General features: G+C 63.4%; 19 protein-coding genes and 1 riboswitch. Of the genes, 11 read left to right on the plus strand and 8 right to left on the minus strand.

The window, feature by feature from the left end:
- Window positions 1-7: 7 nt before the first annotated feature.
- A complete protein-coding gene (gene phoU, locus YY7_RS0112010) occupies window positions 8-724 on the plus strand; it encodes a phosphate signaling complex protein PhoU (RefSeq protein ID WP_028163453.1) in 717 nt (238 codons plus the stop codon).
- A 116-nt stretch (window positions 725-840) separates the two neighbouring features.
- Window positions 841-1,548, plus strand: coding sequence for a phosphate regulon transcriptional regulator PhoB (gene phoB, locus YY7_RS0112015; protein WP_028163454.1), 708 nt, complete (start codon window positions 841-843; stop codon window positions 1,546-1,548).
- Window positions 1,549-1,668: 120 nt separating this feature from the next.
- Here the strand turns inward: phoB and YY7_RS0112020 are convergent, their stop codons facing one another.
- Window positions 1,669-2,184 carry a GcrA family cell cycle regulator gene (locus YY7_RS0112020; protein WP_028163455.1) on the minus strand — a complete coding sequence of 172 codons (516 nt, stop codon included), beginning with the start codon at window positions 2,182-2,184 and terminating at the stop codon, window positions 1,669-1,671.
- A gap of 498 nt (window positions 2,185-2,682) precedes the next feature.
- Between YY7_RS0112020 and YY7_RS0112025 the strand changes: the two genes are divergently transcribed.
- The 3 genes from YY7_RS0112025 (at window position 2,683) to YY7_RS0112035 (ending at window position 6,028) form a co-directional block, all read left to right on the plus strand.
- Complete coding sequence (locus YY7_RS0112025) at window positions 2,683-3,891, plus strand: aspartate aminotransferase family protein (RefSeq protein WP_028163456.1); 1,209 nt, start codon at window positions 2,683-2,685, stop codon at window positions 3,889-3,891.
- Window positions 3,891-4,817 (plus strand): ornithine carbamoyltransferase, encoded by a 927-nt coding sequence (argF, locus tag YY7_RS0112030; protein WP_028163457.1) that lies wholly within the window; start codon window positions 3,891-3,893, stop codon window positions 4,815-4,817. The genes YY7_RS0112025 and argF overlap by 1 nt, the downstream gene beginning before the upstream one ends.
- A 212-nt stretch (window positions 4,818-5,029) precedes the next feature.
- The gene (locus YY7_RS0112035; protein WP_028163458.1) at window positions 5,030-6,028 is read left to right on the plus strand and encodes an Hsp33 family molecular chaperone; all 999 of its coding nucleotides are present in this window, start codon (window positions 5,030-5,032) and stop codon (window positions 6,026-6,028) included.
- Window positions 6,029-6,195: 167 nt separating this feature from the next.
- On the opposite strand, the gene apaG is transcribed toward YY7_RS0112035, so the two are convergent.
- A complete protein-coding gene (apaG, locus tag YY7_RS0112040; RefSeq protein WP_028163459.1) occupies window positions 6,196-6,588 on the minus strand; it encodes a Co2+/Mg2+ efflux protein ApaG in 393 nt (130 codons plus the stop codon).
- A 226-nt stretch (window positions 6,589-6,814) separates the two neighbouring features.
- Between apaG and YY7_RS0112045 the strand changes: the two genes are divergently transcribed.
- From YY7_RS0112045 to YY7_RS0112055, 3 genes are read left to right on the plus strand one after another with little or no spacing between them, the layout of a single operon-like run.
- Entirely contained in the window at window positions 6,815-8,065 is a 1,251-nt protein-coding gene (locus YY7_RS0112045; RefSeq protein WP_028163460.1) for an OpgC domain-containing protein, read from the plus strand.
- Complete coding sequence (locus tag YY7_RS0112050) at window positions 8,062-8,820, plus strand: SGNH/GDSL hydrolase family protein (protein ID WP_028163461.1); 759 nt, start codon at window positions 8,062-8,064, stop codon at window positions 8,818-8,820. The genes YY7_RS0112045 and YY7_RS0112050 overlap by 4 nt, the downstream gene beginning before the upstream one ends.
- A gap of 15 nt (window positions 8,821-8,835) precedes the next feature.
- Window positions 8,836-9,852, plus strand: coding sequence for an SGNH/GDSL hydrolase family protein (locus YY7_RS0112055; RefSeq protein WP_028163462.1), 1,017 nt, complete (start codon window positions 8,836-8,838; stop codon window positions 9,850-9,852).
- A gap of 186 nt (window positions 9,853-10,038) precedes the next feature.
- Here the strand turns inward: YY7_RS0112055 and YY7_RS0112060 are convergent, their stop codons facing one another.
- Window positions 10,039-11,223 (minus strand): O-succinylhomoserine sulfhydrylase, encoded by a 1,185-nt coding sequence (locus YY7_RS0112060; RefSeq protein WP_028163463.1) that lies wholly within the window; start codon window positions 11,221-11,223, stop codon window positions 10,039-10,041.
- Window positions 11,224-11,294: 71 nt separating this feature from the next.
- Window positions 11,295-11,374, minus strand: a riboswitch (SAM riboswitch).
- A gap of 156 nt (window positions 11,375-11,530) precedes the next feature.
- Here YY7_RS0112060 and YY7_RS0112065 point away from each other — a divergent pair.
- Window positions 11,531-12,589 (plus strand): 2'-deoxycytidine 5'-triphosphate deaminase, encoded by a 1,059-nt coding sequence (locus YY7_RS0112065; protein ID WP_433994496.1) that lies wholly within the window; start codon window positions 11,531-11,533, stop codon window positions 12,587-12,589.
- Between the two features lie 569 nt (window positions 12,590-13,158).
- Window positions 13,159-14,577 (plus strand): adenylate/guanylate cyclase domain-containing protein, encoded by a 1,419-nt coding sequence (locus tag YY7_RS0112070; RefSeq protein WP_028163465.1) that lies wholly within the window; start codon window positions 13,159-13,161, stop codon window positions 14,575-14,577.
- Between the two features lie 85 nt (window positions 14,578-14,662).
- Here YY7_RS0112070 and YY7_RS0112075 read toward each other — a convergent pair whose 3' ends face one another.
- From YY7_RS0112075 to YY7_RS0112085, 3 genes are all read right to left on the minus strand, one after another.
- On the minus strand, window positions 14,663-14,986 hold the full coding sequence (locus tag YY7_RS0112075) for a hypothetical protein (RefSeq protein WP_028163466.1): 324 nt from the start codon (window positions 14,984-14,986) through the stop codon (window positions 14,663-14,665).
- Between the two features lie 260 nt (window positions 14,987-15,246).
- The gene (locus tag YY7_RS51425; RefSeq protein WP_035689939.1) at window positions 15,247-15,447 is read right to left on the minus strand and encodes a hypothetical protein; all 201 of its coding nucleotides are present in this window, start codon (window positions 15,445-15,447) and stop codon (window positions 15,247-15,249) included.
- Between the two features lie 225 nt (window positions 15,448-15,672).
- A complete protein-coding gene (locus tag YY7_RS0112085; RefSeq protein ID WP_028163467.1) occupies window positions 15,673-16,413 on the minus strand; it encodes an SDR family NAD(P)-dependent oxidoreductase in 741 nt (246 codons plus the stop codon).
- A 101-nt stretch (window positions 16,414-16,514) separates the two neighbouring features.
- Between YY7_RS0112085 and YY7_RS0112090 the strand changes: the two genes are divergently transcribed.
- Window positions 16,515-17,126 (plus strand): TetR/AcrR family transcriptional regulator, encoded by a 612-nt coding sequence (locus tag YY7_RS0112090; protein WP_028163468.1) that lies wholly within the window; start codon window positions 16,515-16,517, stop codon window positions 17,124-17,126.
- Between the two features lie 40 nt (window positions 17,127-17,166).
- Here YY7_RS0112090 and YY7_RS0112095 read toward each other — a convergent pair whose 3' ends face one another.
- Both YY7_RS0112095 and YY7_RS0112100 read right to left on the minus strand, forming a co-directional pair.
- Entirely contained in the window at window positions 17,167-17,400 is a 234-nt protein-coding gene (locus YY7_RS0112095) for a hypothetical protein (RefSeq protein ID WP_028163469.1), read from the minus strand.
- A gap of 251 nt (window positions 17,401-17,651) precedes the next feature.
- A complete protein-coding gene (locus YY7_RS0112100) occupies window positions 17,652-18,989 on the minus strand; it encodes a PQQ-dependent sugar dehydrogenase (RefSeq protein WP_028163470.1) in 1,338 nt (445 codons plus the stop codon).
- Window positions 18,990-19,148 lie beyond the last annotated feature (159 nt).

The raw sequence follows: 19,148 nt of genomic DNA on the forward strand, positions 1-19,148 counted from the left end.
GGACATCATGGCTTCTGAACATACCGCCAAGGCATTCGACAGCGATCTTCAGGAACTGACCCGTCTGGTCGCAGAGATGGGCGGGCTGGTCGAACGGATGATCACCGAATCCGTCGATGCGCTGATCCGCCGCGACGTCGCGCTCGGCAAGCGTGTCGTCGCTTCCGACATCGAGATCGACAGCCTGCAGCGCGTGATCGAGGAGCGCGCCGTGCTGACGATCGCCCGCCGCCAGCCGATGGCTGTCGACCTGCGCGAGATCGTCGGCGCGATGCGGGTGGCGACCGACCTCGAGCGGATCGGCGACCTCGCCAAGAACATGGGCAAGCGCGTCGCCGCGCTGGAGAACGACTTCCAGCCGCTGAAGCTGATCCGCGGCCTGGAGCACATGACCGACCTCGTGCTGTCGCAGGTCAAGTCCGTGCTCGACGCCTATGCCGCGCACGATCTGCCGGCGGCGATGAACGTCTGGAAGAGCGACGAGGAGGTGGACGCGATCTGCACCTCGCTGTTCCGCGAGCTCCTCACCTACATGATGGAAGATCCGCGCAACATCTCGTTCTGCATCCACCTGATGTTCTGCGCCAAGAACATCGAGCGGATCGGCGACCACGCCACCAACATCGCGGAAACGGTCTTCTACATGATCGAGGGTCAGCAGATCACCGACAAGCGGCCGAAGGGGGATATGACGACGTTCGCCACGACCGTTCCGGGCAACTAGAGCAACATCCGGAAAGTCGACGCCGGCTTTCCGCCAAGATCCTGCTCAAACATCAAAGGAAGAGTGGGATGACGATTCAAGCAGAGAGTCATCCCGCTATAGGAGAAGCCAAGCCGATGAGCGCACGCATTCTGGTGGTCGAAGACGAAGAAGCGCTGACGACGCTGTTGCGCTACAATCTCGATGCAGAAGGCTATGATGTCGAAACGGTCGCCCGTGGAGACGATGCGGACACAAGGCTCAAGGAACGTATTCCCGACCTTGTCGTGCTCGACTGGATGCTGCCGGGACTCTCCGGCATCGAGCTGTGCCGGCGTCTGCGGGCGCGGCCGGAGACCAAGCAGCTCCCGATCATCATGCTGACCGCGCGCGGCGAGGAAAGCGAGCGCGTGAGGGGGCTGGCGACCGGTGCCGACGACTACATCGTCAAGCCGTTCTCGGTGCCTGAACTGCTCGCGCGGGTGAAGGGCCTGTTGCGCCGGGCAAGCCCGGAGCGGCTCGCCACCGTGCTCACCTATGGCGACATCGAACTCGACCGCGAGAAGCGCCGCGTCGCGCGCTCGGGCCGCCCGATCGATCTCGGCCCGACCGAATATCGCCTGCTGGAGTTCTTCCTGGAGCATCCCGGCCGCGTGTTCAGCCGCGAGCAGCTGCTCGACAGCGTTTGGGGCCGCGACATCTATATCGACGAGCGCACCGTCGACGTTCACATCGGCCGCCTGCGCAAATTGCTCAATCCCGGCCGCGAGCAGGACCCGATCCGCACCGTCCGCGGCGCGGGCTACGCGCTCGATGATCGCTTCGCGAAGGCCGAGCAGTCGTAAACCGGCGACCTCAATCCGTAGCCCGGGTGGAGCGAAGCGTAACCCGGGGAAATTTGGACCTGCCGATACAGCGTTCCCGGGTTGCGCTGCGCTCCACCCAGGCTACGATCTGTCGTCGGCTTACTTGCCTTGTGACGGCTTGACCGTCGGACGGCGGCGGTCAGCCGCCGGCTGGTAGGCGATGCGGGAGTGGTGCGCGCAATAGGGCAGGCCGGGAAGCGCCTTGCCGCCGCAGAAGAAGAATTCCGGGCTCGAAGGATCGCCGACCGGCCAGTGGCAGGTGGCCTCGTTCAATTCGAGCAGCGACAGCCGCTGGCTCATCGGCACCACATTGTCGTAGGCGATAGGGTCCGCTTCCACCTCCACCTCGAAGGCGTGGGCGAGCGCGGTGTTGCCGCGGGAGACCGGACGCGCCACGCGCATCATCGGCTGTGCGGGACGCGCCTTGCGCTGCCGCGGCGCGGCTGCAGCAGGACTCTTGGCGCGGCCCGAGAGGCCGAGCCGGTGCACCTTGCCGATCACCGCATTGCGGGTCACGTTGCCCAGTTCCGCAGCGATCTGGCTGGCCGAGAGGCCACCTTCCCAGAGCTTTTTCAACTGCTCGACGCGTTCGTCGGACCAGGTCAATACCGTCATCGCATCTTTCCCTTCGCGTTGCGCCGGCCGATCCTGGGACAGCGCTGCGATGCCTAATCTCAAAAATCCCTGCGGGCAGAATCCCTTAAGGCTCGCCGGGCACGAAAACCGCACCCGAACGTGTACGCCGCACACAAAGGACTCTAAGGGATCAAAACTGCCGCACGAGATGTCGTACCCGACAGGCCAGACGCTACAATATGGCGTGACTCTGGCGCAAGAGTCCGCGCCTATGCGTCCACATGTTCCGACATTTAGGGATTGCAATCGGGCTTTTCCACCACACCGGAAAACTGCGGATTACCGGCACTTTGCAGCGCAGCCTGGCGGCTTCGTGGCGATTGACAGCACCCGCCGCGCGCATAGAATGCCTGTACGTGCCGCCCTGCAAAGGCGGCACGTTTTGTTTTCGCTGGATGAGCTCCAGCCGCGTGTCTGCATCGCTGCACGCCGCCGGGGCTTGTCTGAAAGGCTTGTCTGAACCCTTCAGTGATCGCCATGACCGACCGCGCCACGTCGCATCTGCTTCCCGTTTTTGCCAGGGCCGATCTCGGCTTCGAACGCGGCGAAGGCTGTTGGCTGATCTCGACCAAAGGCGAGCGTTATCTCGACTTCACCTCCGGTGTCGCGGTGAACGCGCTCGGCCATGCCCATCCGCATCTGGTGAAGGCGCTGCAGGAACAGGCGACGAAGCTCTGGCACATGTCGAACCTGTTCAAGAGCCCGGACGGCGAGAAGCTTGCCGCGCGGCTGTGCGAGCAGAGTTTTGCGGACTTCGTGTTCTTCTGCAATTCCGGCGCGGAAGCGATGGAGGGCGTGATCAAGGTCGTGCGTCACTATCACTTCTCGAAGGGGCATCCGGAGCGCTACCGCATCATCACCTTCGAAGGCGCCTTCCATGGCCGCACGCTCGCGACACTCGCCGCGACCGGCGCCGCGAAATATCTCGAGGGCTTTGGGCCGCCGATGGACGGCTTCGACCAGGTGCCGCATGGCGATATCGAAGCGGTGAAACGTGCGATCGGTCCAGAGACCGCAGGCATCCTGATCGAGCCGGTGCAGGGCGAAGGCGGCGTGCGCTCCGCGCCGCCGGCCTTCTTCAAGGCGCTGCGCCAGCTCTGCGACGAGCATGGCCTGCTGCTCGCGTTCGACGAGGTGCAGACCGGCATGGGCCGCACCGGCGATCTCTTCGCCTACAAGCGCATCGGAGTCACTCCCGATGTGATGTCGCTGGCCAAGGCGCTCGGCGGCGGCTTTCCGATCGGCGCCTTCCTTGCGACCGCGGAAGCCGCCTCCGGCATGACGCCGGGCTCGCATGGCTCGACCTTCGGCGGCAACCCGCTCGCAGTCGCGGCCGCCGGCGCCGTGCTCGATGTGATGCTGAAGCCCGGCTTCTTCGATCACGTGCAGAAGATGTCGCTCCTGCTCAAGCAGAAGCTCGCCTCCGCGGTTGACCGCTATCCGTCCATTCTCGCCGACGTGCGCGGCGAGGGGCTTCTGATCGGCGTCAAGGCCGTGGTGCCCTCGGGCGACCTCGTCAACGCCCTGCGCGAGCAGAAGCTGCTCACAGTCGGCGCCGGCGATAATGTGGTGCGCTTCCTCGCGCCGCTGATCGTCAGCGAGGCCGAGATCGAGCACGCCATCGGTTGCCTGGAGCGCGCCTGCACCGCGCTCTCAAGCGGACCGTCGAAGAAGGCAGCGGGATGATGAGCAAGGCGCCCCGTCACTTCCTCGACATCAACGAAATGTCGCTCAACGAGCTGCGCGCCATGCTGGCCGCCGGCGCCGCCATGAAGGCGAGACTGAAGGCGCATGAGAGGGCTACGAAGCCGCTCGAAGGCAAGACGCTGGCGATGATCTTCGAGCGTCCTTCGACCCGCACGCGAGTGTCGTTCGACGTCGGCATGCGCCAGCTTGGCGGTGAATCGATCATGCTCACCGGCGCCGAGATGCAGCTCGGCCGTGGCGAGACCATTGCCGACACCGCGCGCGTGCTGTCGCGCTATGTCGATGCGATCATGATCCGCATCCTCAACCACGATGCGCTCTTGGAGCTTGCCGCGCATGCCACCGTCCCCGTGATCAACGGGCTGACCCGCCGCTCGCATCCCTGCCAGGTGATGGCCGACCTGATGACGTTCGAGGAGCGTCGCGGTTCGATCGAGGGCAAGACCGTGGCCTGGACCGGTGACGACAACAACGTGCTGGCGTCATGGGCGCATGCCGCCGAGCGTTTCAAGTTCGCCCTCAATATCGCGACGCCGCCGCAGCTCGCGCCGAACAAGGCGATGCGCGACTGGATCAAGGCGACCCAGGCGCCGATCGTGCTCGGCAACGACCCCGAGGAGGCCGTGCGCGGCGCCGATTGCGTCGTCACCGACACCTGGGTGTCGATGGGCGACAAGGACGGCGAGCACCGGCACAATCTGCTCCGGCCCTATCAGGTCAATGCCAAGCTGATGTCGCTGGCGAAACCCGATGCTTTGTTCATGCATTGCCTGCCGGCGCATCGCGGCGAGGAAGTCACCGACGAGGTGATCGACGGTCCGCAATCGGTGGTGTTCGACGAGGCCGAGAATCGCCTGCATGCGCAAAAGGGCATTCTGGCCTGGTGTTTTGACGCGGTCGCGTAAGCGCGCCGCCAAGATAGCTGTCGTCCCGGCCAAGCGAAGCGCGAGCCGGGATCCATAACCACCGATGTGAGTTGTTGCATCAAGCTGCGGCCTCAGCTTTTCACAATGCTCACATCGGTGGTTATGGATCCCAGCTTTCGCAGGGATGACGGCTAACAGCGATAGATGTGAACCCCTTTCGTTTCGCCTCTCAAGACCCCAGATAGAGCGCCATGGTTTCACAATCCCCCGACATCAAGATCACGGAAACACCGACCCGGGCGCCATCGGCCGTTCCGGTCGACGACGCGGTGCTGCCATTCGAGGTCGATGCACTCGATCTGCGTGGGCGGCTGACGCGACTCGGTCCCGCCCTCGACGACATCCTGCACAAGCATGATTATCCGCCTGCGGTCGGCAAATTGCTCGGCGAGGCGATCGTGCTGACGACGCTGCTCGGTTCATCCCTGAAGTTCGACGGCCGTTTCATCCTGCAGACCCGGACCGACGGCCCGGTCTCGTTCCTGATCGTCGATTTCAAGGCGCCCGATCGGCTGCGCGCCTATGCGCGCTACGATGCGACAAGATTGCAGGATGGGCTCGATTCCGGCGCGCTGCTCGGCAAGGGCCATCTCGCGATGACCATCGACCAGGGGCCGGACATGAGCCGCTATCAGGGCCTGGTCGCGCTCCATGGCGGCAGCCTCGAGGACGCAGCTCATGAGTATTTCCTGCGCTCGGAGCAGATCCCGACGCGCGTGCGCCTTGCAGTCGGCGAGGAATGGCGCGGCGGCGACGGCGGCAAGGTTCGCTGGCGCGCCGGCGGCATGCTGCTGCAGTTCCTGCCGAAGGCGCCGGAGCGCGCGCGGCAGGCCGATCTGCATCCCGGCGATGCGCCCGAAGGAACGGCCGCCCATGAGGTTCCGGAAGACGATGCCTGGGTCGAGGGGCAGTCGCTGATTGGAACGGTCGAGGACGTCGAACTGCTCGATCCGGATCTGTCGGGCGAGCGGCTATTGTACCGCCTGTTCCACGAGCGCGGCGTGCGCGTGTTCACGCCCCTGCCGCTGCGCGCGCAATGCTCCTGCTCGCGCGAGGCGGTATCGTCGATGCTGAAAAGCTTTACGGCGAAGGACCGCGCCGACATGGTGAAGGATGGCAGGGTCGTCGTCACCTGCGAGTTCTGCTCGTCGGTCTACGAATTCACGCCGGAAGAAGCGGGCGTGGAGTAGGGCTCTCGCACGTGGAATCGTAGGGTGGGCAAAGCGAAGCGTGCCCACCATTTCGAGCGGAGTGTTGATGGTGGGCACGGCGCAAGAGCGCCTTTGCCCACCCTACGATTGTCGTTGAAGGGATGGATCACCGGGTCAAGCCCGGTGATGACGAGCGCGAGCGCTCGTCAATTCAACACCCTCTTCCCGTCCGGGCTGTCGAGCGAAAATGTCGGCACGTCGATCTCGAACCGTTCGCCGCTTTCGCTCACCATCTGGTAGCGGCCGCTCATGAAGCCGGATTCGGTCGGCAGCGGCACGCCCGAAGTGTATTCGAAGCGCTCGCCCGGCGCGAGCACCGGCTGTTCGCCGACCACGCCCTCGCCGCGCACTTCCTGCTGGCGGCCGGTGGCGTCGGTGATGAGCCAGTATCGGGTGCGCAGTTGCACCGTCTCGGTGCCGGAATTGGTGATGACGATGGTGTAGGACCAGAAATATTGCCGGTTTTCAGTCGACGAACGTTCCGGCAGGAAGTTCGGCTCGACGGTGACTTCGATGTCGCGGGTGACGGCGCGGTACACTTTTCCAGTCTCCTCAACTCGCATCATAGCCAATAAGTCCGTCGGAACCAATCGTCGCACTTGGTGACGAAGTTGGGCGGTTACTGTTTTTCATCCCCGTTTGACCATAGTTCCGCTCTAAAGGCGCGAGCATCCGCGTCAATCCCGTATCTTGTCCGCAAGTGGCGGGCGGATATTATCCTTTTGAGTCGGGGCGGCGCAAAGCTTCGCACGGTCATGGTGCCCGATGACGTCGATTGCCGATCCAATTTCCGGAACGCAGCTTGCCGACGCCAAGGACGCGAGCGCAGCGGTCGCCGCCGCGCCCGCGATCACGATGCCCACGACCTCCGAGCGCGAATTGCGGCTGGATTTGTTCCGCGGGCTTGCGCTGTGGCTGATCTTCATCGACCATTTGCCTACGAACATTCTGACCTGGCTCACGATCCGCAATTACGGCTTCTCCGACGCGACCGAGATTTTCATCTTCATCTCCGGCTACACCGCGGCCTTCGTCTATGGCCGTGCGATGCTTCAGGCCGGCTTCGTGGTGGCGACCGCGCGCATCCTGCGCCGCGTCTGGCAGATTTATGTCGCCCACGTGTTCCTGTTCACGATCTTTCTTGCGGAAATCTCCTACGTCGCCACTCGCTTCGAGAACCCGCTCTACACCGAAGAGATGGGGATCATGGATTTCCTCAAGCAGCCCGACGTCACCATCGTGCAGGCGCTGCTGTTGCGCTTCCGCCCTGTCAACATGGACGTGCTGCCGCTCTACATCGTGCTGATGCTGTTCCTGCCCTTGATCCTGTGGCTGATGAAATGGCGGACCGACGTGACGCTGGCGCTCTCGGCCGGCCTCTACGTCCTGACCTGGCATTTCGACCTCTATCTCAGCGCCTATCCGAACGGCGTCTGGGCGTTCAATCCGTTCGCCTGGCAATTATTGTTCGTGTTCGGCGCCTGGTGCGCGCTCGGCGGCGCAAGAAGGATGTCGCGCATCCTGGCCTCCCCGATCACGCTCTGGATCTGCATTGCCTATCTGTTCGCGGCGTTCCTGGTCACGCTGTCCTGGTATCTGCCGCAGCTCGGCCACATCGTGCCGCGCCGCATCGAGCAGTGGATGTATCCGATCAACAAGACCGATCTGGACGTGTTGCGCTTTGCCCATTTCCTGGCGCTGGCGGCCATCACCGTCCGCGTCCTGCCCCGGGATTGGCCGGGCCTGAAATCGCCCTGGCTGCGACCTTTGATCCTCTGCGGCCAGCACTCCCTTGAGATATTCTGCCTTGGTGTGTTCCTGGCATTTGCCGGGCATTTCATCTTGGCCGAGGTGTCCGGCGGCGCCGGAATACACTTCCTGGTCAGCGTCACCGGGATTGTCATCATGTGCGCCATGGCGTGGGTGATTTCGTGGTACAAACACTCCGCCGACAAAGGTGCCGCGCGATACAAGAGCGCCGGCGGCAATGCCGACCTGGCGGGAGGGGCGGTATGAAGTCCGGCTTATGGACTATGCTAGGCCTGACATTGCTGGCCGTTTATCTGTCGGCGGCCCCGGCGCGCGCCGGCGATCCCGAGCAGATCTGCGACGTCCCGGCCAATCTGCTGGCCACCGAAAGCTCGTTGCGCAAGGTTGCCGAGGCGGTGCGAAGCGGCCAGCCGCTGAATGTGCTGGTGGTCGGCAGCCGCTCCTCCACGATTCCCTCTTCCGAGGCCAGCGCGTACCCGGCAAAGTTGCAGGCAGCGCTGAAGGAAAGCCTGCCCAGCACGACCGTTAACCTGTCCGTAGAACTGCAGGGCGCCAAAACCACGGCGGATACAGCCGACACCCTTGTTAAGCTGGTGGAAGCAAAAAGGCCTACTTTGGTGATCTGGCAGACGGGAACCGTCGATGCCATCCGAGCTACCGATCCCGACGACTTTCGCAGCGCTCTGGATGCGGGAATTGGTGCATTGCAACAGGCGGGAACCGACGTGGTCCTGGTCAATCTTCAGTACAGCCCCCGCACCGAAAGCATGATTTCCGGATCACCATACCTAGATAATATGCGGGTGTCGGCGCACGAACATGATGTCCCGCTGTTTGATCGTTTCGCCATCATGCATCACTGGAACGATGCTGGTGATTTCGACCTGTTCAGCTCCGCCCACGGCGTGGAATTGGCCAAGCGGGTGCATGCCTGTCTCGGCCGTGCGCTGTCGAAATTCGTGATCGACGCGGCCCACCTCGGACCGGCGCAGCAGAACTAAAGGGAACCAGCGTTAATGAGGACCTACCGCCCTTTTTGTCGAAGCACATGGCTGGTCGCAGCCGCCGCCGTCACGGCGTCCGTGCTCGTGACGTCGCCGCTGCACGCGCAAGTTGCGCAAGGCGACCAGCATGCCGCGCTTACTGACGGCGCGAAATCCCACGCCCCATCCGACAAATCGGGACCATCCACGCCGGCCATTTCGTCCGGTGCTGCGGCCGCCGCCGAGGCTGATGCCCAGAAGGGCATCGCCGGCAAGGCGATCGATAAGGTGAAGGAGGTCGCGAAGTCGGCCAGCGACATTTTCCGTCGCGTGCCCTGCCTGCCGCCGAAGGGCATCTCGAAAACGATGGGCTCGCTGCCCCATGTCGCGAGCAAGCTTGCCGCGGGCCAGCCGGTCACCATCATCGCCTTCGGCTCGTCCTCGACCCAGGGCTACGGCTCCTCGGCGCCGGAATTCACCTATCCGAACCGCCTTGCGGCGCAACTGCACCGGCAATATCCCGGCGCCGACATCCGCGTCGTCAACCGCGGCCGGGGCGGCGAGGACGCGCCGGAGATGATGCAGCGGCTGCAGACCGAGGTGATCGACGCCCACCCGGACCTCGTGATCTGGCAGGTCGGCACCAATGCCGTGCTGCGCAATCTCGACCCCGGCGAGACCGAAAAAATGGTCGAGGATGGCGTGACGCGCATCCAGTCGGCCGGTGCCGACGTCGTGCTGGTCGATCCCCAATATTCGCCGCGCGTCACCGAGCGTGCCGCCAGCGCCAACAAGATGATCCGGCTGCTCAACCACATCGCCGAGCTCCGCCATGTCAGCATCTTCCCGCGTTTTGAAGTGATGCGCGACTGGCACGAGAAACAGTCGATCCCGATCGACAGCTTCGTGATCGCCGACGGCCTGCACATGAACGATTGGGGCTATGCCTGTTTCGCCCAGTTGCTCGGCGACGACATCATCAAGTCGGTCGGTCAGATCAAGCTCGGCGTCAACGTGCCGGCGGATGTGCGGACGTATCGGCCGATGTAATACCGCTGTTGCTGCCCACCCCGCTGTCGTCCCGGGCTTGACCCGGAACCCATAACCACAGGGAGAGGTGATGGGCGAAGCCGTAACAGCTTGCTCGCGCCACAACATCTCCCTGTGGTTATGGGTCCCCGCCCCGGGCGCAATTGCGCCCTAGGCGGGGACGACAGTTGTGTGCGTTGCAGGAGTTCACACCGCCTCCAGCGCCTGGGCAAAATCCTCGATCAAATCGTCGGCGTGCTCGAGGCCGGCGGAGAAGCGAATAAAACCTTCGCTGATGCCGAGCTCGGCGCGCGCTTCCGGCGCGAGGCGCTGATGCGTCGTGGTGGCGGGGTGCGTGACGAGGCTCTTGGCATCGCCGAGATTGTTGGAGATGCGCGAGATCTTGAGCGCGTTGAGGCAGCGGAACGCGCCGGCCTTGCCGCCCTTCACCTCGAACCCGATCAGGGTCGATCCCGACCGCATCTGCTTCTTCACGGTGGCTGCCTGCGGATGATCGGCGCGGCCCGGATAGATCAGCCGCGTGATCTTCGGATGGCTTGCGAGCGCATCCGCGATCTTCGCGGCCGTCTCGGTCTGCGCCCGGACGCGCACCGCCAAGGTCTCCAGCCCCTTCAGCAGTATCCACGCATTGAACGGCGACATCGACGGCCCGGTCTGGCGCAGGAAGTTATGGATATGCTCGGTGATGAACGCCTCGGAGGAGAGGATGATGCCGCCGAGGCAGCGCCCCTGGCCGTCGATATGCTTGGTCGCGGAATAGACCACGACGTCGGCGCCGAGCGACAGCGGGCTCTGCCAGATCGGGGTGGCGAACACATTGTCGACGATCAGCCGTGCGCCGCCTTGATGCGCGATCTCGGCGATCGCGCCGATGTCGAGCACGTCGAGCGTCGGATTGGTCGGGCTCTCGAGGAAGCACGTCTTCGTGTTCGGCCGGATCGCCTTTTTCCACTGGTCGAGGTCGAGCCCGTCGACCAGTGTCGACTGGATGCCGTAGCGCGGCAAGAGGTCCTCCACCACGTAGCGGCACGAGCCGAACATCGCTTTCGAGGCCACCACGTGATCGCCGGCCTTCAGCGGCGCGAGGATCGCAGTCGTCACCGCCGCCATGCCGGTCGCGGTCGCGCGCGCAGCTTCCGCGCCCTCGAGCTCGATCATGCGGCGCTCGAACATCGAGACGTCGGGGTTGGAGAAACGCGAATACAGGAAGCCGGGATCCTCGCCCTTGAATCGCGCCTCGCATTCCTCGGCCGTGGCGTAGACGAACCCTTGGGTCAGGAATATTGCTTCGGACGTCTCGCCAAATTGTGAGCGTAGCGTTCCGGAATGAACCAGCCGGGTTTCGGGGCGGTAGCGTGTAGCTGCAGACATTAGGACCTCCAACGTGACCATTTTCGTCCTTGGGAAAATGGTCACAAAAAAACCGGCCTGAAGGGCCGGGATCGCTGAGGTCCCCGGCCTGTTTAGCGACTTATTTAACGTGGCTGCAAGCCGGCCGGCTCAAATCACCACGGGATAAGTCATGCTGATATTCGTTCCCGCCCTTTCCGTCAAGGCGGGCATCGGCTAACCGATAAAATCCATTTTTTGGGCCTTTTATGGCTCTAAGCCGTCTTGAGGGACCGCGTCTGTGTCGTTCGTACTGCAAGACGATGCCAATGGGATCCTGCCCGACCGCATGATCGCGGCGATGGCGGACGCGGGCCTGATCCTGCCGGTCTATCCCTTTGTGGAGAGCCAGATCCAGCCCGCGAGCCTCGATCTTCGCCTCGGCGACATCGCCTACCGCGTGCGCGCGAGCTTTCTGCCCGGTCCCGACGCCACCGTTGCCGAGCGCATCGACGAGCTCAAGTTGCACGAGATCGATCTCGCCGACGACGCGGTGCTGGAGACCAATTGCGTCTACATCGTGCCGCTGCTCGAGAGCCTCGCGCTGCCGCCGGAGATCGTCGCAGCTGCGAACCCGAAGAGTTCGACCGGGCGGCTCGATGTCTTCACCCGCGTGATCGCCGACGGCACGCGCCGTTTCGACATGATCGGGGCCGGCTATCACGGCCCGCTCTATGCCGAGATCAGCCCCAAGACGTTTCCGATCCTGGTGCGCGAAGGCTCGCGGCTGTCCCAGGTGCGCTTCCGCACCGGCGATGCCATCCTCAGCGCCGCCGAGCTCGACGCGCTACATGACGCCGAACGCCTGGTCGATATCGACGATGCCGATCTCACCAATGGCGTCGCGGTTTCGGTTGATCTCTCGGGCGAGAATTCCGGCGGCTTCGTCGGCTATCGCGCCAAGCGCCACACCGGCGTGGTCGATGTCGATCGCCGCGGCGGTTATCCGGTCGATGATTTCTGGGAGCCGATCCGCGCGCGCCCCGACGGCAGCCTGATCCTCGATCCCGGCGAGTTCTATATCCTCGCCTCGAAGGAAGCCGTGCAGGTACCGCCGGACTACGCCGCCGAGATGGTGCCGTTCGATCCCTTGGTCGGTGAATTCCGCGTGCACTATGCCGGCTTCTTCGATCCCGGCTTCGGCTATGCCGGCGCCGGCGGTCAGGGCGCCCGCGCCGTGCTGGAAGTGCGCTCGCGCGAAGTGCCGTTCATCCTCGAGCACGGCCAGATCGTCGGCCGCCTGGTCTATGAGAAGATGCTTGCCCGGCCCGATGCGATGTACGGTCAGCGCATCGGCTCGAATTACCAGGCCCAGGGCCTGAAGCTTTCCAAGCATTTCAGGGTGTGAGCGCGAAATTTCCTGTTGCTCATTTGGTACGGTTAGCCCTGAATCACAGATTACATTCTTTGTGACCACCATAACGACACAAAGACGTCGTGGCCTATCTCAGGGGCCGACGGCTTGATGGGTGGTCGGTGGATTACACTGTAACCTGTTTCGAGGTCATTGCGGCTTGGCTCGCCTTCAATGGGCTTGTTGCCATTGCACTGACCTATTGCGCCCCGGGTGAGCGCCGTTGGCGCCGTCAGCGATCAGAACCTGTCGACCGTGGTCGTAGCCGCCACCATTCGGAAGGGGAAACGACAATCTTGATCGTGTTCGAGGCTACGTAGCGCTCGCTTGATCTCACACGACGCGGGTTGTGGCCTGGACGCATCGACAGTGCCGGAAATGTTCCCCTGGGGTCGAATCTTTTTGACTGATCAGAGGTGAGATCATCCACTAAAGGCATGTTTGATGCCGTAATTTCATGTCTGATTATATTGAGCGTCGGTATTCTTATCGCCCATGCTATCGACGCACTGCGACCCTAGTGGCCGAGTGTCGTCGCCGGACATTTGAGGTATGCTCGGCACATGCAGGATAGCGACACCCTGTTCGACGCCTTGCGCCGCTCGGCCGACCCGGTCGTGGTCGATGCTGTCGATAATCTCGTCCAGAACGGCCGTGACGAGGAACTCGCCCGGCTCAATGCCGTGGCCTTCGCTGCCGGCAGCGGCCTGGACGAGGAAAAGGTCATCGCGGCCCTTCTGCACGCATCGCGGCTTGGGCTGTTCGAGATGTCCTGGAACATTCTATGTCCGAGTTGCGGCGGCATCCTCGGCGCCAACGCCACGTTGCGGAGCGTGCAGAAGGAGGACTACCACTGCGCTTTCTGCGGGGTGGCGAGCGAGCCGGTGCTGGACGAAACGGTGGAGGTCAGCTTCACGGTCAGCCCACGGATTCGCCGCATCGCCGCCCACTCTCCGGACCAACTCGGCTTCTGGGACTATCACCGGCAGGTCTTTTTTGGGACGGGGGTCGTCTCCCCCAAGCCGGACGCGTTCGCTGAACTCGCCAGTAAGGCTGTGTTGGAGACGATCGAGCTGCACGCCGGCGAACGGATGATTCTGGCTCTGCAACTTCCGGCGCAGCCCGTGATCGTCTTCGACCCGGTGACCCATATTGCCCATTTGATCGAGACCTCAGGCGAACCGACGGCGGAACGCCGCGAGCTCTCGATGATCTTCATGAACGCCCCTACCGGCCTCAGCCGCATCACCCTGTCTCCGGGTCCATTGCGTCTTCTGCTAGACAACCGAACGGAGCGCCGGATTCTGGTCGGCGTCTATGTGACGGGCCCGGAGCTGGAGCGGCTGATCGGCGGCCGCCGCCCCTTCCTTACCGCCAAGCGATTGCTGACGAACCAGACATTCCGCGACCTCTATCGGACGGAGAGCCTCGACGTCGAGCAGCGGCTCAAGATCATGAGCCTGACGTTCCTGTTCACGGACCTGAAGGGGTCGACCGACCTGTACGATCGCGTCGGCGATCTCGTCGCCTATGATCTGGTGCGCTCGCACTTCCAGATCCTGAACGAAATCGTGGCGTCTGAATCCGGCGCCGTGGTCAAGACCATCGGTGACGCCGTAATGGCGACCTTCCCGGTGCCGCACCGCGCCGTCTCCGCCGCCCTCAAGATGCGCGATTCGATGCGAGCGCTGAATGTCCGGCGGGGCGCGGAGGAATTGATCCTGAAGATCGGAATTCACGAGGGGCCCTGTCTTGCGGTGAACCTGAACGACCGGCAGGATTACTTCGGCCAGACAGTGAACATCGCATCGCGGGTGCAGGCTTTGGCCACAGGCGACAGCATCTTCGCCACCCAGGCGGTGGTGCAGGATCCGGAATCGGCCCGACTCATTTCGTCGCGCGGGGTGGATGCCCAACCTCAGGTGATGACTCTCCGCGGTGTCGGCGAGCGCATGCCCATCTTCGCGATAACGATAAGCTGACCAGAGCACTTTAGCCCGGTTGACCGCCAGCGGCGACATGCTTTTCCGTTGCGGCCGGGGACCGACGTCGGACGGGCTTCACAGATTAGAAGCCTGCCGGCTTGCCTTTCTGGTTCGGCGAAACACAGTTCTGGCAGATATTCAGTTTGCGCCTGAGCTGATCGTCATCAGCCCGCTGGCGCGCTGCTTCTTCCTCCCAGTTCGTGGATTTTGACGCCGAACCTTGCGCCGTTTCGTCCCTCCGCTTGCGGGCCGTCCCTTGCTGCGGAAGAGAAGGGATGGCTTCCGCTGGAGGCTGATAGAAGCCGTCTATATCGGTGGGGCCCAACGAGCCCTGCTGGGCGTAGCAGCGCTCGCCAGATTGGCAGAATACCGCGGCCAACAGTAGGCCAGCATAGATGAGCTTCATGGACTCTCCTCCGGCACAATAAGGACCACCGGGCCGTGGCGGCAGCGATGCTCTTATAGCAGCAGTTTCTCAAGTCCCGTCGATGCGCGCGATAGATTATGGCGGCATCGGACCGGGCCCCGGCGACGCGCGCGGCCTTGGGCCCGGGGAGTCGCGCAAAATCTGTCTTGGAAACGACCGTCAAGGAATTTGGCGAACTCCGTCAGCCCTGGCGGACGCCGGGCTGGCGAAAGCGAAGCCCTGGCGAGAGCCCGCCGCGATCACATTGGCGGGCCGCTCCAGTCGAAGCGACAAGTTGAAATTTGAGGATTGGCCAAGCTTTGCACGGCCGACCATTCCTCGTTCAACCGCCTTTCGACAAACCCACGCTCAAGATCCGTAAAATTGGTCGCCAGCAGCCGCCGGTATCGGCTGATGTTGCTGTCATGGGCCCGCAGACGGGCGACTTTCTCGTTGGTCATCGAGCATCCATATGCAAAAGAAATCAATCTTGAGGCACCAAAATACCGTCGCTGCTTGACGCCTTTATGAAGCTTTCGATCAGCTCGCTCTGAGCGTTCGGCAATTCACAAACTGCACCGCCGGGCTCGAAATACGGTCTCCCGGCGGCGTTTGTCTCAATTCGTGCCCTTGCAAGTACGATCAGGGCCCGTTGCAATCACCCGCTGGCGATGCGGGGTGGCCGCCTACGCGTTGGCGCCGCCGTCGATGGTAAGCTCGGTGCCGTTGATCGAGCGCCCCTCCGGCCCAGCGACGAATGCGACCAGCGCTGCGACGTCCTCTGCCTTGCCGTAGCGGGGGATCGCCATCCGGGCCCGCTGGGCGGCCGCCTGCTCGCCTTCGGCGGGATTCATGTCGGTGTCGGTCGAGCCCGGATGTACGATGTTGACGGTGATGCCGCGGCCGCCGAGATCGCGCGCAAGGCCCTTTGTCCAGGCGATCAGCGCGGATTTGCTCATCGAGTAGAGGCTCATGCCGGGACCGGGCACCTGGGTCGCCAGATTGCTGCCGATCGAGATGATGCGGCCGCCTTCGCCCATGTGCGCTGCCGCCGCCTGAGATCCGACCACCACAGCGCGGACGTTGACCGCGAGCGTCGCATCGATGTCTTCGAGGCTGAGTTCGTCGATCGGTCCGCCCCTGAAGATGCCGGCATTGTTGACGAGGATATCGAGACCGCCGAGCGCCTCGGCGGCTTGATCCACGGCCGTCTTGACCGCGGCGGCATCGGCGCTGTTGGCCTTGATCGCAAATCCGCGCCGGCCCAAGCGCTCGATCTCGGCGACCACCGCCTGCGCCTTGTCGGCCGAACGTTCATAGGTGATCGCCACGTTCGCGCCATCGGCGGCGAGCCGCCTTGCGATCGCGGCGCCAATCCCGCGGCTCGCGCCCGTCACCAACGCCCGCTTTCCCTGCAATGCGCTCATGTTCCATCTCCATTTCTGTGTTGACCGATACAGAAATAGGTTGGTTGCGCCGGGCGGTCAAGCTGATTATGTAGTATGCAACACAGAAATCGGGTGGACGGATGGTCGAACGAGGTCGCCCCAGGGGCTTCGACAAGGATGCGGCGCTCGCGCGCGCCATGGAGGTGTTTTGGGTCAAGGGCTATGAAGGGGCGTCGATGACCGATCTCACCACGGCGATGGGGATTGCTTCGCCAAGCCTCTATGCGGCCTTCGGCTGCAAGGAAGAACTGTTCCGTCAAGCGCTGCAATTGTATAGCGCCACCGAGGGGCCTGAGATCTGGGATGGCATCGCTCGCGCGCCGACTGCTTTTGAGGCGGTGGAAAGCTATCTCGTGCAGACGGCGAGGGCGTTCACGCGACGGAACCGGCCGACGGGGTGCCTGGTGGTGCTATCGGCGCTGCATGCGACCGAGCAGTCCGAAACGGTGCGGCGCGAGCTGATGGCGATGCGCACGAAAAACGTCGAGGATCTGCGGCAGCGCCTGCAGGAGGGCGTGGTATCAGGCGAGATATCGGCAAGCGCCGATCTCGCGGCGATCGCCCGATACTACGTCACCGTGCAACAGGGCATGTCGATCCAGGCGCGCGACGGCGCGACGCGGCGAGAGCTTGAACGCGTTGCGCGCGCGGCGCTCGCCGCATGGAAGCCCTTGACCAGCGCGCCTGGCTAATTCGCCGGCAATCGTCCCCGTCGTTCTTTCGGGGTGCGACCTACTTTGCGAGCAGCTCGGTCAGGTCGGTCGAACTCGAACAGCGCAGCTCATCGATTTGCCGGGCCAGCAGCAACGCGCTCGCCCTCAGCGCTTCCAGCTTCGAGGCCTCGGGATGTTGTCTTTCGAGTTCGGTGATACGGTCATTGAAGCCGGTCAGCTCATTCTGGAGCCGCGCGATCTCTGCCGTGGCGTCGGTGGACACCACCGGCGCAGATAGTCTGGTCGCCCGCATAACCATCTCCCCAAGTATGGTCGATGCTTCGTGAACCGAATTCGTGGCGAGACCGAGAAGCCATTTGGGCGAGGATGCGACGGCCGCGGGCAATGTTTGCGTTCGCGTGCAGCAAAGCCACAGTAGGAACCTTGGCCGGAGCGTTTTCGAGCGAAGTGGACACCGGTTCGCGTGAAGAAAACGCGTCAAAACAGGAATCCAGAGCTTCGGTTCTGATTCAATCAGAACCGAAGCTCTGATCGATCCGATCGCTATTTCGCCGCCGAATGCGTCGCCGGCGTCACGCGCCAGACCGTGTTGCCGACGTCGTCGGCGACGAGGAGCGCGCCGTCCTTGGCAATGCGGACGCCGACGGGACGGCCCTGGGCCTCGCCCTTGTCGTTGAGGAAGCCGGTCAGGATATCCCGCGGCGGCCCTGCGGGCTTGCCGTTCGCCAACGGCACGAAGATCACCTTATAGCCGGAGCGTGGCTTGCGATTCCACGAGCCGTGCTGGCCGATGAAGGCGCCGCCGGCCATGTCCTGCGGAAAAAGATTCCCAGTGTTAAATGTGAGCCCGAGCGAGGCGGTATGCGCGCCGAGCGCATAGTCCGGCACGATCGCCTTTGCGACCAGGTCTGGCCGCTGCGGATCGACGCGGCTGTCGACATGCTGGCCGAAATAGCTGTAGGGCCAGCCGTAGAAGCCGCCATCCTTCACCGAGGTCATGTAGTCGGGCACCAGATCGTTACCGAGCTCGTCGCGCTCGTTGACGGTGACCCAGAGCTCGCCGGTCTGCGGATTCCATGATGGGCCGTTCGGGTTGCGCAGACCGGAGGCGAACACACGCCACTCGCCGCTCTGGCGATCGACTTCGAGCACGGCGGCGCGATTGGCCTCGGCCTCCACGCCGTTCTCGCCGACATTGCTGTTGGAGCCGACGGTCGCATAGAGCTTGCTGCCGTCGGGGCTCGCGGTCAGGTCCTTGGTCCAGTGATGATTGATGGTGCCGGCGGGCAGCTCGGTGAGCTTCGCGCCGGCCGCGTCGATCTTGGTGTCTCCCTCGTGATACGGGAAGCGCATGATCGCATCGGAGTCGGCGACATAGAAATCATTGCCGACCAGCACCATGCCGAAGGGCGAATTCAGGTCTTTCAGGAAAATGCTGCGGGTTTCGGCGACACCGTCCCCGTCGGCGTCGCGCAGCAGCGTGATGCGGTTGGCGCTCGGCACGCCGGCCCCGGCCCATTTCTGCGCCTGCTTGTAGATGAAGCCCTTGACGCCCTTGCCGTCGTCCGGCTTCGGCGGTGCGTTGCTTTCGGCCACGAGCACATCGCCATTCGGCAATACGTAGACCGTGCGCGGATGATCGAGCCCGGTCGCGAACGCGTTGACGGCCATTCCGTTGGCGGCCATCGGTTTGGTGCCGGCGGGCCACGGATTCGGCGTGGCGATATCGACGGTCGGGATCAGCGAATGTTCGGGCGGCGGCAGCGCCGGCGCGGCCCCGTAGCTCTGCGCGACGGTCTTGGTGTCCTCCGGGTCATTGCAGGCGGAAAGCGACAGCGCCAACGCGCCGATCGACATTGCCACGAGCAGATTCCTGCGCATAGGTGGGCTCCCTAAAGATGGTGCGGGGACAATCCGTTGCGCGGTCGAATGTTCTTATCGTTCGGCCTGAATTTCGTGTGGTGGGACGAAAGGCTACCCACCTACAATCGTGCAGGGGGCCCCTGCGCCGGGCGCACGTGGAATTGATCGCGGCCGTGG

The organism is Bradyrhizobium elkanii WSM2783 (assembly GCF_000472865.1).
GTDB classification, from domain to species: Bacteria; Pseudomonadota; Alphaproteobacteria; order Rhizobiales; family Xanthobacteraceae; genus Bradyrhizobium; species Bradyrhizobium elkanii_A.

Coding starts and splice junctions, on each gene's coding strand:
- phoU (WP_028163453.1), top strand. CDS start 8: ATGGCTTCTGAACATACCGCCAAGGCATTCGACAGCGATCTTCAGGAA.
- phoB (WP_028163454.1), top strand. CDS start 841: ATGAGCGCACGCATTCTGGTGGTCGAAGACGAAGAAGCGCTGACGACG.
- YY7_RS0112020 (WP_028163455.1), bottom strand. CDS start 2,184: ATGACGGTATTGACCTGGTCCGACGAACGCGTCGAGCAGTTGAAAAAG.
- YY7_RS0112025 (WP_028163456.1), top strand. CDS start 2,683: ATGACCGACCGCGCCACGTCGCATCTGCTTCCCGTTTTTGCCAGGGCC.
- argF (WP_028163457.1), top strand. CDS start 3,891: ATGAGCAAGGCGCCCCGTCACTTCCTCGACATCAACGAAATGTCGCTC.
- YY7_RS0112035 (WP_028163458.1), top strand. CDS start 5,030: ATGGTTTCACAATCCCCCGACATCAAGATCACGGAAACACCGACCCGG.
- YY7_RS0112045 (WP_028163460.1), top strand. CDS start 6,815: ATGACGTCGATTGCCGATCCAATTTCCGGAACGCAGCTTGCCGACGCC.
- YY7_RS0112050 (WP_028163461.1), top strand. CDS start 8,062: ATGAAGTCCGGCTTATGGACTATGCTAGGCCTGACATTGCTGGCCGTT.
- YY7_RS0112055 (WP_028163462.1), top strand. CDS start 8,836: ATGAGGACCTACCGCCCTTTTTGTCGAAGCACATGGCTGGTCGCAGCC.
- YY7_RS0112060 (WP_028163463.1), bottom strand. CDS start 11,223: ATGTCTGCAGCTACACGCTACCGCCCCGAAACCCGGCTGGTTCATTCC.
- YY7_RS0112065 (WP_433994496.1), top strand. CDS start 11,531: ATGATCGCGGCGATGGCGGACGCGGGCCTGATCCTGCCGGTCTATCCC.
- YY7_RS0112070 (WP_028163465.1), top strand. CDS start 13,159: ATGCAGGATAGCGACACCCTGTTCGACGCCTTGCGCCGCTCGGCCGAC.
- YY7_RS0112075 (WP_028163466.1), bottom strand. CDS start 14,986: ATGAAGCTCATCTATGCTGGCCTACTGTTGGCCGCGGTATTCTGCCAA.
- YY7_RS51425 (WP_035689939.1), bottom strand. CDS start 15,447: ATGACCAACGAGAAAGTCGCCCGTCTGCGGGCCCATGACAGCAACATC.
- YY7_RS0112085 (WP_028163467.1), bottom strand. CDS start 16,413: ATGAGCGCATTGCAGGGAAAGCGGGCGTTGGTGACGGGCGCGAGCCGC.
- YY7_RS0112090 (WP_028163468.1), top strand. CDS start 16,515: ATGGTCGAACGAGGTCGCCCCAGGGGCTTCGACAAGGATGCGGCGCTC.
- YY7_RS0112095 (WP_028163469.1), bottom strand. CDS start 17,400: ATGCGGGCGACCAGACTATCTGCGCCGGTGGTGTCCACCGACGCCACG.
- YY7_RS0112100 (WP_028163470.1), bottom strand. CDS start 18,989: ATGCGCAGGAATCTGCTCGTGGCAATGTCGATCGGCGCGTTGGCGCTG.